Consider the following 13,492-nt stretch of genomic DNA (forward strand, 5'->3'; position numbering starts at 1 on the left):
TGCATCTTGAAGTAAAGGCGTTTTTACACTCAGCACTGAGCTTAGCATGTTGTTAAGTGCTAATGAGTCACGCCTTGCAAAGCTAAAGTCACCGAGCCGTGGCTTTAGCTTAATTGAAATTTTAGTTGTGCTGGTGGTGATCGCTTTTGCCACTAAAATGGTGGTATACAGCCTTGATGGCGGCGACGAAGATGAGCTGGATAAACAAGCACTGAGACTGCATACCACTATTAATATGGCCTCTGAATTTGCAATATTAAATCAGCTTGAACTAGGTTTTCACTTAGATAAAAACAGCTTCGAGTTTTTAGTGTTTGATGGTGAAAAGTGGATCACCTTTGACCGTGAAAAGCTGTTTGCGCCAATTACCGTTGATGAACGTTTAAAGTTAACCCTCAACTTAGACGATCTAGCATGGTCACAGGATAACTTACTCGAGCAATCCAATTGGCGCGAGTTAATGAGTGGCGGCGACGACGAAAGTTTACTTGAATTGCAAAAAATGAAAATCCCGCAAGTGCTAATTTTATCTTCTGGTGAGGTGAGTGCATTTCAACTTATCTATGAATTAAAAGATGAAAAAGAACCCGTGTATTTCATCGAAGGGGAATTTTCGGCACCGGTTAACTTACGCAGAGAGCCAGAATAATGCATAGCAAATACCAAGGTTTTACCTTACTAGAAGTTATGGTGGCGCTGAGTATTTGCGCCATGGCTGGAATTGCTGCGATGCAAGCGACTGGTGAGCATATCAATCACTTATCAAGCTTGGAAGAGCAAACTTATGCGTCTTGGGTCGCTGAAAATGTACTGATTGAGCAGCGCACCTTAGGTGAAAAGTGGCAAGGTAAGAATGGCACCAAAGGCACTGAAACAATGGCCGGTATTGACTGGTATTGGCGTCAAGATACTGAAGCGACAGCCGATAAAAGTTTTGTAAAAGTGACGATTAATGTATTTAGTGATGAAAAGCTAGAACACTCAGTTTATGAGCTAAGTAGTTATTTAAATAAAGGCAGCAAATAAGTGAAACAGCGCGGTTTTACACTCTTAGAAGTGATGGTAGCGCTGGGTATTTTAGCCTTTGTGGTGCTAGCGACTCACCAAATTCTTGATTCGACCACCAAAGCGAAAGATGCATCAGATGCAAAAATTGCTGAGTTAAATGGCTTGCAAACCACCTTTAGATTAATGGATCAGGATTTCAGTCAAATGACTAAGCGGGTAGTGCGCAATGAAGCCGGTGATGTGCAAGAACAATACTTACTTGCAGGACGCTACACCCTAGATAGCCAATATGATGGCATTGGCTTTGTGCGTGATGGCTGGATCAACCCAATCAATTTGCTGCCACGTTCAGAGTTGCAAGCCGTCGGGTATCGGGTTATTGATGATAATCTTGAGCGTATATATCGGGTTTATGTTGATCAGCTCGATAACCTTGAGCCGCGTGTACAAGTTATTCTTCACGATATTGAAGACCTTAAATTTGAATTTCTAGATGAAAAGAATGAATGGCAAGAGCAATGGCAAATTAAAGCATTGCCAAAGGCGGTGGCGGTCACAATCCAACAAATTGAAGCAGAACCAATTCGTCGGGTATTTTTAGTTCCTGGCGATGGTAAAGTCACCGTGCAAGCACCCGCTGGTAATGGCGGACAAAACCAGCGAGGGGGTGATAATGGCAATTAACTCTTCCCGTGGCGCCGCGCTTATCATTGTTTTGTTTATTGTTGCCTTGGCATCAATTTTAGCCGTGGAGATGAGTGCTAATTTACTCGTACAAGTGCAGAAAAGTACTAATATACAAGGTCACCAGCAAGCTAAGTGGTATGCCTATGCAGCTGAAGAGCTTGCCATAAAAGCAATCTTACAAAGCAAAAAAGACGACCCTGATAAAACCACTTTAAAACAAATATGGGCGCAACAAGGCGATATACCTTATCCGGTCGATAATGGTACTTTGCAAGGTAATATCACTGATTTGCAGGCTTGTTTGAACCTCAACGCATTACGTGCTCAAGCGGCGCAAACGGGCAGTGGCAGCGCGAATAAAACCAATCCTGCACATTCGGCGCTATTAGCACTATTGGAAAATATAGAAGACTTGCCAGCAGAAGAATCTGAAGAAGCAATGGCAGATAGCGTATACGATTGGCTTGATGAAGATAGTATTACTTATCGCTCTGGCGCTGAAGAAGACGAATATTTATCGCGTAAATCACCGTATATGACCGCGAATAATTATTTTGCATCAAGCTCAGAGTTACGTTTGGTTAAAGGGTTTAATCCATTAGTGATGGAAAAAATATTGCCCTATGTATGCGTGATCCCTGGCAGCGAGTTATTAGCGATTAATGTTAATACCATTGCTCCTGAGCAGGCATTATTATTGAGTGCATTGATTGATGGCTTAAGTGAATCAGGAGCGCAAGCTGTGTTATCTGCTCGTCCTGAAGATGGCTTTACTGATATTGAAGAATTTTTTGAACAAGTGAATCAACAAGGGGCGCAAAATGTTAAGTCTGTTGAGAAATTGTTCACCATAAAGAGCGAATATTTTAAACTACAAGCGCAGGCTAAATTTGTCGATCTGCGTTTTTCGATGACCACTTTACTGCAAGCCAAAGATGGCGAAGTAACTATACTGGCGCGAAAATTTGGAGGCGTACAGTGACTGAGATACTATTGATCCGCACGGGTCAAACTCAACAAGAAAGTATAAATTGGCTGATTTACTCACCATTAGAACAAGAAATAATTGCCAGTGGCGAATTACCCAACGCTGAGCAACTGAGTGAGCTAGCTGAAAAATCACAGAGCCGTGAAGTTGTGGTATTGCTGCCTTGTGATCAGGTGCAGCTAAAAACGGTAATACTACCAACTAAATGGAACCGCAAGCTTGAGCAAGCACTACCGTATATGCTCGAAGAAGAAATCGCATGTGATGTAGATGATTTATTTATTGCTATTGCTGAGCCTACGATGGTGGCGGATAAACATGCCATTAAAGTCGCCATGACAGATCGAGACTGGTTTGAAACGTGGCTAGCTGTATTTGCTGAGCATGACATTGAAGTGTTTAAACTGTTGCCAGATGCATTATTGCTCCCGACTGCGGAACACCAGGGATTAAGCGTGATTGAGCTTAATAACCAATGGTTATGTAAGCAAGGTTCGTGGCGCATTAGTGCTGTAGAGCAAAGCTGGTTGGCTGAATATTTAACCGCACTTGGTCACCCAGATGTTGCCCATTACAGCCCCGCAGCTAATTTTCCTGAAACGGTTACTCTTAGCGCACAAACTGATGCCTATGATTTACCATTGGCGTTATTTGCCAAGCAATTACCAAATATTAAATTCAACCTGCGTCAAGGTCAGTATCAACTGAAAAAGAAAAGCGCATTATGGTGGGGATATTGGCAAAGTGCAGCAATTGCAGCAAGTATCGCGCTAGTTGGCTCTGTGGCTGTCAAAGGTTTTGAATTGCACCAGTTAAATAGCGAGCTTGAAATTGCTAAAACACAAGCCGTAGCACGTTACCAAGCCGCTTTTCCAGGTAAAACTGTACGGCCACATTTAATTAAAAACCAAATTCAGGGTGAACTGGCTAAATTAGAGGGCGGCAGTAGTGCAGGGTTTCTTGATTTAACCAATGAACTTGTCAGTGTATTTAGCCAAGTTAAAGAATTTACCCCAGAGACATTGCGCTATGATCAACGTCGTAATGAACTTAGAGTTCGTGCCCGTGGCAAAGGCTTTCAAACTTTTGGCAAAGTTAAAGCAATCCTCGAACAACGCGGATTAACCGTAGACCAAGGCTCATTGAATAATGATGGCGACTTTGTAGTCGGTGAAATAAAACTCCGAGGTGCAGCATGAAACAACAATTTTTAAAACAGTGGCGTGGCTTAAAAGAACAAGAGCAACAGCTGGTGATGGTTGCGGGTGTTATTTTTGTCATTTTTGTTTTAGTCATGGGGATTTTTAGACCATTAAATAATGCCATTGCAGAAGCTGAAAAAAACCAACTTAAACAGCAAGAATTACTCACTTGGGTTGATAGCAGTATTGTTAAACTTAAAGCTGGCAATGTGCGTGCTGTAACGAGTGATCAAAACTTGAGTCAAATCGTGAATGCAAGTAGTCGTGGCCGCTACGATATAACCATAAGCAAAATGCAGCCTGGCGATAATACATTAAGATTAACCATCGACTCGGTACAGTTTAATAAACTTGTAGAGTGGCTGGATGAGCTAGTCAATACACAAGGCGTATTGATTGCAAATTTAGATCTTAGTCGCGACGACAAACCAGGCTACGTGCGCGTAAGCCGACTGGTATTAGAGAAGTAAAGAATGAAAAAAATAGCGATTCTTATAGTAGTGTTTTTGTTTAGTTTTATCTTTTTTGCATTATTAAAAACGCCTGCTGCCGTTGCGCTTAATTTAGCAAACCCTTATTTACCAAAAGATCTGCAAATAGGTAAAGCTTCGGGCAGTATTTGGCAGGGGCGGATCATGCAGCTGCGTTATCAGGGCGAACAAATAAATAATCTAAACTGGGATGTTTCTGGTTGGGCATTGTTCACTGGGCAGCTCACAGGCAATGTAAAATTTGGTGACGCACGTAACACGGATGAAATGTCTGGCCGTGGTGATTTTAGTTATGGCTTATTTAATCAAGCCGTGGCTTTAAATGACGCCACTTTACGCTTAAGTGTTGAACGTGCTATGCAGCGCTTGCAGTTACCATTACCGATTAGCGCTAAAGGTCGGGTGATTGTTGAATTAGATCAATATAATTCTGGGCTGCCTTATTGCGAGGCGTTAAACGGTGAAGTTGCTAGCCCAAACATAGACGTGCAAGGACTATCTGGTTGGTTTAGTGTGGGCCCATTAAGTGGCAAGCTAAGTTGCAAATCAGGTGATATTGCGGTGTTAGTTGATCCAGAAAATCGTTTAGGCCTAGCAGCCGATGCCACCTTAAAAGCCAATCTGGATTTCAAAGTAGCAGGATATATCAAGCCTGAAGCATCGCTACCAAAAGAAGTACATGATGCCGCTAAATTTTTGGGTCGTGCAGATAGCGATGGCCGTTATCCATTAAATTTTTAAACAAGGCTGAATTGTTTTATGCAAATTCCTGAATTTACACAGCAACATGGCCAACAGTTAAGTGCCTATTTAGCGAGTCATGACGGTGCAATGACCTTAGTGCAAAGTAAAGGCTACTTGTTTGCGGTAATCTGCTCACCAGAGCCGTTAGATGTACATCAGTGGTTAGAACAGATTGTGCCAAATACAAACGGCCAACTGGAAGAGCAAGTGTTATTTGCCTTTATGGCCTTGTATCATCAGATCAGTGAGCAAGTATATGAGACGGGGTTTAAGCTGCCTGTCAGTCTACAAGTCAGTGGCGAAGATGACAGTTACCTTGATTTACATGAATGTCAGCAATGGTGCCAGGGGTTTGTACAAGGCGCACAAAGCTATATTGATAAGCTGTTGCAAGCAGATACTCTAACGGCCGATTTAATTGAAGCATTGCAAACTGCTTATGCGAGCTTAGGCTTTTTTGCTTTAGAGCCTGAGCTTATTAGCACCATCGCTCAACAAAATCAGCTTAGTGAAGTGCAGCTAAGCCAGCAACAGTTTGCTGTTATGGGGGATTTTGCACTAGGTTTTGCAGAGCTAATAGAGATCATCGCGGTACAAAGTGGTTTGTACGCTGAAGAAGATGATGGTTGGAGTTAGCGTTATGCTAAATCCAACACTATTTCAGTGCAGCCCTTCGGGCATTTAGCAACCCCTTGGCCGGGTTGCTGAGTTTTTAAATCCAAGGTTAATATGCCTTGGCATACTTCACATTTTACTGTTTGCCCTTTCGCGAGCTTTTTCAGCAGATTCTTATGCTGATTAAAGGACGCACTGCTTTTTTTTGTTAATACTGAGAAATCCACTATTTACCTCTTCGTTCAGCTAGTGCCGTTGCTGCAATGTCACACACTGTATTTAAGCGGTCTTCGTAAAAATATAAATTGAGATCTTTACTGCGACAATAACGGGTATGGAAAAGTTGTAACTGCTCATCGGTTTGCATGGTTTCTTCAAGGTATTCTAATTCAGTTTCTGAGAGTGTTAATTCAGACTTAATACGGTTTTTTGCCATGCTGGCAGCCGGTCCACGGTTTACGTTGCTAGCACTACTTAACAGGCCAACGCCTTCACCCAACAGTTTTTCTCTGGGTTCTTTTATCATTGGGTGATCAATTGTGAATAGTGCGAGTATCACTACTACGAGTACAAGGAATTTTTTCATATTATAAGTAAACTTTGATCTGAACGGGTACGAATTGACCACCAGTGTAATAAAATGGCCCGTTGTAAAGCAAGTAAGTTAGATGAATAAATTATTAGCGATCAACTTCAGCATTTTTAGCAATAGTAGGTATAATGGACAGGAACAATTAGATTTTTCAGAAATCTCTGAACTTTTACTGCACTGTGGTTCAGTTTGCACTATTTTTAAATATAAGCGGAGTGATCCGCTATTTAAATAGCGTTATATGATTGTTTGACTTTCATTCTCCAAGCGGCGTTGAGGAACTTCGATGGACAAGCAAATAAAAGTAAAAAATATTCCCAGTGAGGTAAAGATCGAAAAACCCGATCTGTATGCTCAGCAGGATAGATTTAACCCACGTAATCGTATTTATGTCCGTGCGGTAACTGGGTTGCATCAATTATTAAGGCAGCGCATTGGTTTTCTTGGCATGTTGGCGTTTATGGCTTTGCCATGGATAAACTTTAACGACCAACAAGCTGTGCTGTTTGACCTTATGGGCCAAAAATATAACATCTTTGGGCTAACGTTATGGCCGCAAGATTTTACCATCCTTGCTTTTATTCTGATGCTTGCCGCATTTGCATTATTTTTAGTGACCACCTTTTATGGCCGGGTGTGGTGTGGTTACACGTGCCCGCAAACCGTCTGGACCTTCATTTTTATTTGGTTTGAAGAAAAGTTCGAAGGCACCGCCAATCAACGCAAAAAGCTAGATCAACGGCCGATGGACTTTGATAAGTTTTGCCGCAAGACAGCCAAACATACTAGCTGGGTGGCTTTCTCTTTGTACACGGCGCTGACTTTTGTCGGTTATTTCACTCCCATTCGTGAGCTATTACCGGATTTTGTTACCCTCAATGTCGGTGGTTATGCACTAGTAAGTATTGTTGTATTTGCGGTATGTACTTATGGCAATGCCGGTTGGATGCGCGAAATTATGTGCTTACATATCTGCCCATATTCACGTTTTCAATCGGCAATGTTTGATAAAGATACCTTCACGGTTAGCTATGATGAAAAGCGCGGTGAAAATCGTGGCCCACGTAGTCGTAAACAAGATCGAGAAGAGCTTAGCTTAGGTGACTGTATTGACTGTAATTTGTGCGTGCAAGTATGCCCAACGGGGATCGATATCCGCAATGGCCTGCAAGCTGAATGCATTAACTGTGGCGCCTGTATCGATGCCTGCGACGGGGTAATGGATAAGATGAATTATCCGCGCGGGCTTATCTCATATACCACTGAGCGTAACCTAGAAACGCCAGAGAATAAAACCAATCCGCTGCGCGCTAAGATTATTGGTTATAGTGTTATATTAGTGGTGCTAAGCGCTGCGCTGGTGGCTAATATCGTGATGCGTAAACCAATGGATTTAGATATTATTCGCGATCGAAATCAGTTGTATCGAGTCGATTTTAATGGTCTTGTCGAAAATACCTATACACTTAAGGTGATCAACAAAGCGCAATACGAGCAAACCTTTAATATCAAAGTGGCAGGGCTGGAGAACTTTAAATACATTGGTAAGCAAACTTTTACTGTACAGGCGGGAGAATCCCACAATGTGCCGTTGTCTTTAGTCATGGATCCTTATGATTTGAAAGCGCCAATGACAGAGTTTAATTTTGTGCTATCACCAGTGAACGACCCTAGTTCACAAATATCGCAGCCGAGTAACTTCTTTAAAGCGCGATAGTTAAGTACACTATAGATAAGTACATAAAAAGCGGGATGTTCCCGCTTTTTTTATAACTGATGAGAATTATGAGCAAATTTAGTTTTGTAGATCTTACCCCCGACTCGATTTTAGATGCGGTAGAAAGTATTGGTATTTATGCTGAATCTGGCTTACTCGCACTAAATAGTTACGAAAACCGTGTTTATCAATTTAAAGCGGACGATGGCCTACGTTATGTGGTGAAGTTTTATCGTCCAGAGCGTTGGAGTAAGGCGCAAATACTGGAAGAACATAGTTTCACATTTGAGTTAGCCGATGCTGAGGTACCTGTTGTTGCGCCGATCCGTCGTAATGGCGAAAGCTTGTTTGAACACCATGGTTATTTATTTACGCTGTTCCCAAGTGTTGGTGGCCGTATCTTTGAAATGGACAACCTTGATCAGTTAGATATGCTCGGGCGCTTGATTGGCCGGATGCACCAAGCAGCGAAAGGGAATGTTTTTAGCGAACGTCCGGTCATAGGATGTGATGAGTATTTAGATACAGCTAAAATTCAGTTACAAAACAGTAATCTGGTGCCTAGCAGTTTAACCACCGCATTTTATACTATTTTGGATATGGTGATCACGAAAACGAAATCACTCTATCAGCAAGGCGAAACTATTCGCCTACACGGCGATTGCCATGCTGGGAATATTCTCTGGGCAGGAGATGCATTAATGTTTGTGGATTTAGACGATAGCCGTCAAGGGCCAGCCATTCAAGATTTATGGATGATGCTCAGTGGCGATCGACACAATCAACTGTTACAGTTAGATACCTTAGTAGCAGCATATGAAGAATTTTGTGATTTTGATCACACTCAGCTCAAATTAATTGAACCTTTACGCGCTATGCGTATGATTCATTACATGGGGTGGCTAGCTAAACGCTGGGAGGATCCGGCATTTCCACGGAACTTTTCGTGGTTCGCTGATGACAAATACTGGGAACAACAGATTTTAGCGTTAAAAGAGCAATATTCTGCACTGCAAGAGCCACCGTTAAAGTTGTTACCTAACTAATTATTAAAATATCGAAACGAGAGTCCAATGCTTAAAAAACTAAAACTGAGTTTATTATTGTTATGCCTACCTTTTGCAGCCATGGCTGCAGACTTTAAAGCCGGTGAACAATACGAAGTACTTAAAATCGAAAAAAGCAAAACGCCTCAGGTCACTGAGTTTTTCTCTTTTTATTGTCCGCACTGTTTTAAGTTTGAAGCCGTTGCGAAAGCAATGGAAAAAAGCTTGCCTGCAGGCACTGAGTTTGTAAAAAACCACGTTAACTTTTTAGGAGGCTTAGCACCTGAGGTGCAATCTAACTTGAGTTATGCTTACATTATTGCCAAGCAGCATAACAAGGGCGAGCAAGTTGCTGAGCAAATTTTTCAGAGCATCCATGTACAACGTGCGCCGCTTGATAATATTAAAGATGTAAAAGCATTGCTCGACGTTAATGGCATTGATAGCGATACATTTGATAAAGATATTGCCAGCATGCCAGTTATTAGTGCTGAAAAAGCAATGCAAGATAAGCAGAATAAATTCTCACAAATGGGTGCTTTAACCGGTGTGCCAACCTTTATCGTTAACGATAAATACAAAATTAATATCAATACCATCAAGAGCCAACAGCAGCTTGATGAGTTAGTTGCCTTTTTATTAAAACAATAATTTTTGGAGTTTTTAGCAATGATCAAATTAGTTAAAGCTGGATTACTAGCGCTGTTATTACCATTAGCAGCAAATGCTGCAGCGACGTACGAAGAAGGTGTGCATTACGATGTAGTATCAGAACGCGCGAGTAAAAAACCGGAAGTAAAAGAGTTCTTCTCATTTTATTGCCCTGCCTGTAATAACTATGAGTCTTTATTGGCTGACGTAAAACCAAAACTGGATAAAAACGTAGAGTTCAAAAAGAGTCATGTCGATTTTGTTGGGGTTCGCGATACTGAAAATCAACAAATGATTTCTCAAGCACTGGCAACCGCTGAAGTGTTACCACAAAAAGATGCCATCATTGCAGCTATGTTCAGCCATGTTCACGTTAAGCGCGCTAAGTTTAATGAGTTAGCCGATGTTAAAGATGTGTTTGTAGCGCAAGGCGTTGACGGCGATAAATTCGACAAACTTTATAAAAGCTTTTCAGTACGTACTATGAGCTCAAAAATGAAGCGTGACCAAGATTACTACAAAGAAAAAGGCGCACTGCGTGGTGTACCCACTTTTATCGTAAATGGTAAATATAAGCTTAACTTAGGCCGTGAATCAGGTATTACCGAGCCAGAAGATATTAGTAAATTAATTAACTATTTAGCTGCAAAATAAGCGTAGTAAAATTTTATCATAAGCTCCGTACACGGAGCTTTTTTATTGGCAAAAATAACAATGCATAAAATCCTGATTTCAAGCTGCTTGCTTGGCACACCTGTGCGTTACGATGGCACCGGACAGCAATTGCTTCATCCGCAAATAATGACCTGGCAACAGCAAAAGCTGATAGTGTCTTTTTGCCCAGAGGTTGCTGGTGGTTTACCTACTCCCAGAGATCCAGCAGAAATTAGCAATGATAAAGTGATTACCAATACGGGTGATGATGTGACCACTGAATTTAAGTTAGGTGCACAGCAAGCGCTACGACTTTGCCAACAACACAATATTCGTTTTGCACTGTTAAAGGAATCAAGCCCTTCTTGTGGCCGTAATACAATTTACGATGGTTCGCACAGTGGTCGTAAGATAACGGGAATGGGCTTGACGGCTTCGTTATTAGAAAAGAATGGTATTAAAGTGTTTAGTGAACAGCAAATGCCAGCGCTAGTACAAGCACTGGCATAATAAGTACCTTACAATTTACGTTGTAAAAATACCCCAGATTCAATGTGGTGGGTATAAGGGAATTGGTCAAAAATAGCAAAGCGCTTAACTTCGTGAGTACGGGTTAAATGCTCTAAGTCTCGCTCGAGGGTATCTGGGTTACATGAAATATAAATAATGCTTTCATAGTTAGCCACTAAATCACAGGTGAGTGTATCCATGCCAGCGCGTGGCGGGTCAACTAAAATGGTTTGGCAGTCATAGCTCTTTAAATCAATTCCCTCTAAGCGTGAAAACGTACGCTCGCCATTCATCGCTTGAGTGAATTCCTCACTCGACATGCGAATAATATCTAAGTTAGTCACCTTATTTTTGGCAATATTGTACTGTGCCGAGTGCACCGATGACTTAGAGATCTCTGTCGCTAATACGCGATTAAATGAGCTCGCTAAGGCAATTGAGAAGTTACCATTACCGCAATACAGTTCAAGCAAATCATTTTTTAATGGTTTACATAAATCTTGTGCCCACTCCAGCATCTTAATATTTACTTTGGCATTAGGTTGGGTAAAGCTGTTTTCTACTTGTTGGTAAATCAGCTGTTGGCCATTAACCGTTAAGCGCTCAGTAACAAAGTCATCACCTAACACTTCTTTTTGTTTGCGGGCACGGCCAATAAAATCAATTTTAAAGCGTTCACTCAACGTTGCTTTTAGCGCTTTGATGGCGGTTAGCCATTCATCGTCTAAGGGTTTGTGATAAAGCAAGCTAACAAGAATTTCACCACTTAGACTTGATAAATAATCTATTTGAAACAACTTGCGGCGTAATATCTCACAATCTTTTAAGTTCTCGATCATCGCTTGCATAACTTCGCCAATCAGCGCTGTTGCAGGATCGAATTCATCAACACGAATTTTTTCTTTAGTAGCTTGGTCAAACATAATGTGGAATAGCTCGTCACCATCGTGCCATACTCTAAATTCAGCACGTTGACGGTAATGGATCGGCTCAGAGCCAAATACTTCTAATTGTTCAACACCAAAGCGTTGGAATTGCGCAATGATACGTTGCTCTTTTTCGCTTAGTTGTGCATCGTATGTTGATGTATCGATCTTAATAACTGCCATTATGCCCACTACCTTCTATCTTTAAGCTATTTATCGGCGCTATTGTAGGGGGCAGGGAGTATTTGTCTAGGGTCTGTTTATCTTTCGAGGTTAATTTTGCAGCTGTGCGTTTGGTTTTTAGGCAAGGCAGAGCCTATGTAGTGTGGTTATTCCCCATAAATAGGCGATAACGACGCATAAATGCCAAACGCGCGCTGCCCGAAGGGTTCTGCCTAGGGGCGATTACTCTTTGTTGCTCAATTTTTACTTAGCCCACTAGGTTACAAATCTCGCGCCGCGATTAAATCGCCCCTAGGTTGAACAAATTTTAATCCTGAAAGGTCAACAGACCCTAATTTTAGTAAAAGCAAATGCTGTTTTTTTGTACATTTTGCTTCAGTTATTTATTTTTAGGCCGATAATTAACTAACCTTAAATAGGAGTCGGATCATGAAAATTGGTAACTTTGGCTTTGTTCCAAACAACAATGCCAATAAATACAGTAACAAAGCTGCATTACAGCAACCTACAATACAGTCTCCCCAAGATAGTTACCAGCAACGTGGTAGGGAGCTAGCCGCAAAAGTATTAGGTGATAAAATGGCGCAAGCCTTAGGTTTACCTATTACGGAAGAGAAAAAGGACAAGCCGCTATTTGATTTTGACGCAATCGTCAAAAATGTACTGGAGTTTGTAACCGGTGCCGTTAAAAAAGCCCAAGCTAATGGTGCAGATGATGAAAAACTCAAAGGCATGCTAGGCGACGCTCGTAAAGGTGTGCAAATAGGGATCGATGATGCTTATGAGGAACTCAAAGGCACTGGGGTGTTAAATGATGAAATAGAACAGGGCATCGAAAAATCAAAAGCAGGGATTTTTAGCGGCCTCGATGAATTTGAAGAAAACTTATTTAACCCAAAACCAGAGTCTGTGAGTGTTAGCCAAGCACAGTATCTAAGTTTAAGTAACAACGCAGAATATAGCTTTACCACCGCAGAAGGTGATGAGGTGACGATTAGCTTTGCCGATGCCTTTAAACAGCAATCTGCTAGTAGCTATCAACGTAATGGTCAAAACGAAGGTTATGCCAGTGAATCATCACAATCGCGTGAACTGTCATTTAGTATGTCGGTCAATGGTGATTTGAATGAGGATGAGCAACAGGCTATCAATGAGCTGATGGAAGACTTACAAGGTGTGAGCCAAACCTTCTTTTCTGGATCTTTTGAACAGGCGTTTGAGCAAGCACAAGAGTTAAACCTTGGGAATGAACAGCTGGTGGCGTTTTCAATGGATTTAAGGCAGACCAAAACCTTCGCAGCTATAAAGGGTTATGAAGAGAATAAACCTGCACCAGAGAAAAAGGTTGCTGAAAAAATCGCGCCATTTAATGATGACTTAAAAGAGGCGTTTAATAAGGCGGGCGATCTAGGTTTACAAAATGAACTTGCCGGTATCTTACAGTGGTTAAACCAAGATAAAGAAGAGATTGGTAAGCT

16 protein-coding genes (1 of these 16 running past the window's edge) are annotated in these 13,492 nt (G+C 41.5%); 14 read left to right on the forward strand and 2 right to left on the reverse strand.

The annotated features are described in order from the left end of the window. The first annotated feature begins 46 nt into the window (after positions 1–46). From gspH to ACMVDV_RS14300, 8 genes are read left to right on the forward strand one after another with little or no spacing between them, the layout of a single operon-like run. Complete coding sequence (gene gspH, locus ACMVDV_RS14265) at positions 47–649, forward strand: type II secretion system minor pseudopilin GspH (protein ID WP_416158576.1); 603 nt, start codon at positions 47–49, stop codon at positions 647–649. After that, positions 649–1,026, forward strand: coding sequence for a type II secretion system minor pseudopilin GspI (gene gspI, locus ACMVDV_RS14270; protein ID WP_304182467.1), 378 nt, complete (start codon positions 649–651; stop codon positions 1,024–1,026). Before gspH ends, gspI begins: the two co-directional genes overlap by 1 nt. Then, complete coding sequence (gene gspJ / locus ACMVDV_RS14275; protein WP_416158577.1) at positions 1,027–1,692, forward strand: type II secretion system minor pseudopilin GspJ; 666 nt, start codon at positions 1,027–1,029, stop codon at positions 1,690–1,692. It abuts the gene before it with no gap. Then, positions 1,682–2,677, forward strand: a complete 996-nt coding sequence (gene gspK / locus ACMVDV_RS14280; RefSeq protein ID WP_416158578.1) for a type II secretion system minor pseudopilin GspK — start codon at positions 1,682–1,684, stop codon at positions 2,675–2,677. The genes gspJ and gspK overlap by 11 nt, the downstream gene beginning before the upstream one ends. After that, the gene (gene gspL / locus ACMVDV_RS14285) at positions 2,674–3,882 is read left to right on the forward strand and encodes a type II secretion system protein GspL (protein ID WP_416158579.1); all 1,209 of its coding nucleotides are present in this window, start codon (positions 2,674–2,676) and stop codon (positions 3,880–3,882) included. Before gspK ends, gspL begins: the two co-directional genes overlap by 4 nt. Beyond that, complete coding sequence (gspM, locus tag ACMVDV_RS14290) at positions 3,879–4,355, forward strand: type II secretion system protein GspM (protein ID WP_392344370.1); 477 nt, start codon at positions 3,879–3,881, stop codon at positions 4,353–4,355. The genes gspL and gspM overlap by 4 nt, the downstream gene beginning before the upstream one ends. 3 nt (positions 4,356–4,358) lie before the next feature. Further along, a complete protein-coding gene (locus ACMVDV_RS14295) occupies positions 4,359–5,117 on the forward strand; it encodes a type II secretion system protein N (protein WP_416158580.1) in 759 nt (252 codons plus the stop codon). An 18-nt stretch (positions 5,118–5,135) separates the two neighbouring features. Continuing rightward, on the forward strand, positions 5,136–5,756 hold the full coding sequence (locus tag ACMVDV_RS14300; RefSeq protein WP_416158581.1) for a UPF0149 family protein: 621 nt from the start codon (positions 5,136–5,138) through the stop codon (positions 5,754–5,756). A gap of 205 nt (positions 5,757–5,961) precedes the next feature. Here the strand turns inward: ACMVDV_RS14300 and ACMVDV_RS14305 are convergent, their stop codons facing one another. Beyond that, complete coding sequence (locus ACMVDV_RS14305) at positions 5,962–6,321, reverse strand: hypothetical protein (protein ID WP_304182474.1); 360 nt, start codon at positions 6,319–6,321, stop codon at positions 5,962–5,964. A gap of 292 nt (positions 6,322–6,613) precedes the next feature. Between ACMVDV_RS14305 and ccoG the strand changes: the two genes are divergently transcribed. The 5 genes from ccoG to ACMVDV_RS14330 all read left to right on the forward strand — a co-directional run bounded on the left by ccoG (position 6,614) and on the right by ACMVDV_RS14330 (position 10,905). After that, positions 6,614–8,044 carry a cytochrome c oxidase accessory protein CcoG gene (ccoG, locus tag ACMVDV_RS14310; RefSeq protein WP_304182475.1) on the forward strand — a complete coding sequence of 477 codons (1,431 nt, stop codon included), beginning with the start codon at positions 6,614–6,616 and terminating at the stop codon, positions 8,042–8,044. Between the two features lie 68 nt (positions 8,045–8,112). Further along, a complete protein-coding gene (locus ACMVDV_RS14315) occupies positions 8,113–9,090 on the forward strand; it encodes a serine/threonine protein kinase (RefSeq protein WP_304182476.1) in 978 nt (325 codons plus the stop codon). Positions 9,091–9,117: 27 nt separating this feature from the next. Next, positions 9,118–9,741: a thiol:disulfide interchange protein DsbA/DsbL gene (locus tag ACMVDV_RS14320; protein ID WP_304182477.1), complete on the forward strand. Its 624-nt coding sequence runs from the start codon at positions 9,118–9,120 to the stop codon at positions 9,739–9,741. Positions 9,742–9,759: 18 nt separating this feature from the next. Continuing rightward, positions 9,760–10,395 (forward strand): thiol:disulfide interchange protein DsbA/DsbL, encoded by a 636-nt coding sequence (locus tag ACMVDV_RS14325; protein ID WP_192542681.1) that lies wholly within the window; start codon positions 9,760–9,762, stop codon positions 10,393–10,395. 60 nt (positions 10,396–10,455) lie between these two features. After that, a complete protein-coding gene (locus tag ACMVDV_RS14330; protein ID WP_416158582.1) occupies positions 10,456–10,905 on the forward strand; it encodes a DUF523 domain-containing protein in 450 nt (149 codons plus the stop codon). Positions 10,906–10,913: 8 nt separating this feature from the next. Here ACMVDV_RS14330 and trmA read toward each other — a convergent pair whose 3' ends face one another. Continuing rightward, complete coding sequence (gene trmA / locus ACMVDV_RS14335; protein ID WP_416158583.1) at positions 10,914–12,014, reverse strand: tRNA (uridine(54)-C5)-methyltransferase TrmA; 1,101 nt, start codon at positions 12,012–12,014, stop codon at positions 10,914–10,916. A 429-nt stretch (positions 12,015–12,443) separates the two neighbouring features. On the opposite strand from trmA, the gene ACMVDV_RS14340 reads away from it, so the two are divergent. Then, positions 12,444–13,492, forward strand: partial view of a DUF5610 domain-containing protein gene (locus ACMVDV_RS14340; RefSeq protein ID WP_416158584.1) — the 5' portion only. It continues 73 nt past the right edge of the window; only the first 1,049 of its 1,122 coding nucleotides appear in the window; it begins with the start codon at positions 12,444–12,446; its stop codon lies beyond the right edge, outside the window.

The sequence above is a fragment of the Pseudoalteromonas sp. ASV78 genome (genome assembly GCF_047806705.1).
Classification (GTDB): Bacteria; Pseudomonadota; Gammaproteobacteria; order Enterobacterales; family Alteromonadaceae; genus Pseudoalteromonas; species Pseudoalteromonas prydzensis_A.

What these genes read in the sequence shown, in the direction of transcription:
- gspH (WP_416158576.1), top strand. Translation starts at nt 47, where the DNA reads ATGTTGTTAAGTGCTAATGAGTCACGCCTTGCAAAGCTAAAGTCACCG.
- gspI (WP_304182467.1), top strand. Translation starts at nt 649, where the DNA reads ATGCATAGCAAATACCAAGGTTTTACCTTACTAGAAGTTATGGTGGCG.
- gspK (WP_416158578.1), top strand. Translation starts at nt 1,682, where the DNA reads ATGGCAATTAACTCTTCCCGTGGCGCCGCGCTTATCATTGTTTTGTTT.
- gspM (WP_392344370.1), top strand. Translation starts at nt 3,879, where the DNA reads ATGAAACAACAATTTTTAAAACAGTGGCGTGGCTTAAAAGAACAAGAG.
- ACMVDV_RS14295 (WP_416158580.1), top strand. Translation starts at nt 4,359, where the DNA reads ATGAAAAAAATAGCGATTCTTATAGTAGTGTTTTTGTTTAGTTTTATC.
- ACMVDV_RS14300 (WP_416158581.1), top strand. Translation starts at nt 5,136, where the DNA reads ATGCAAATTCCTGAATTTACACAGCAACATGGCCAACAGTTAAGTGCC.
- ACMVDV_RS14305 (WP_304182474.1), bottom strand. Translation starts at nt 6,321, where the DNA reads ATGAAAAAATTCCTTGTACTCGTAGTAGTGATACTCGCACTATTCACA.
- ccoG (WP_304182475.1), top strand. Translation starts at nt 6,614, where the DNA reads ATGGACAAGCAAATAAAAGTAAAAAATATTCCCAGTGAGGTAAAGATC.
- ACMVDV_RS14315 (WP_304182476.1), top strand. Translation starts at nt 8,113, where the DNA reads ATGAGCAAATTTAGTTTTGTAGATCTTACCCCCGACTCGATTTTAGAT.
- ACMVDV_RS14320 (WP_304182477.1), top strand. Translation starts at nt 9,118, where the DNA reads ATGCTTAAAAAACTAAAACTGAGTTTATTATTGTTATGCCTACCTTTT.
- ACMVDV_RS14325 (WP_192542681.1), top strand. Translation starts at nt 9,760, where the DNA reads ATGATCAAATTAGTTAAAGCTGGATTACTAGCGCTGTTATTACCATTA.
- ACMVDV_RS14330 (WP_416158582.1), top strand. Translation starts at nt 10,456, where the DNA reads ATGCATAAAATCCTGATTTCAAGCTGCTTGCTTGGCACACCTGTGCGT.
- trmA (WP_416158583.1), bottom strand. Translation starts at nt 12,014, where the DNA reads ATGGCAGTTATTAAGATCGATACATCAACATACGATGCACAACTAAGC.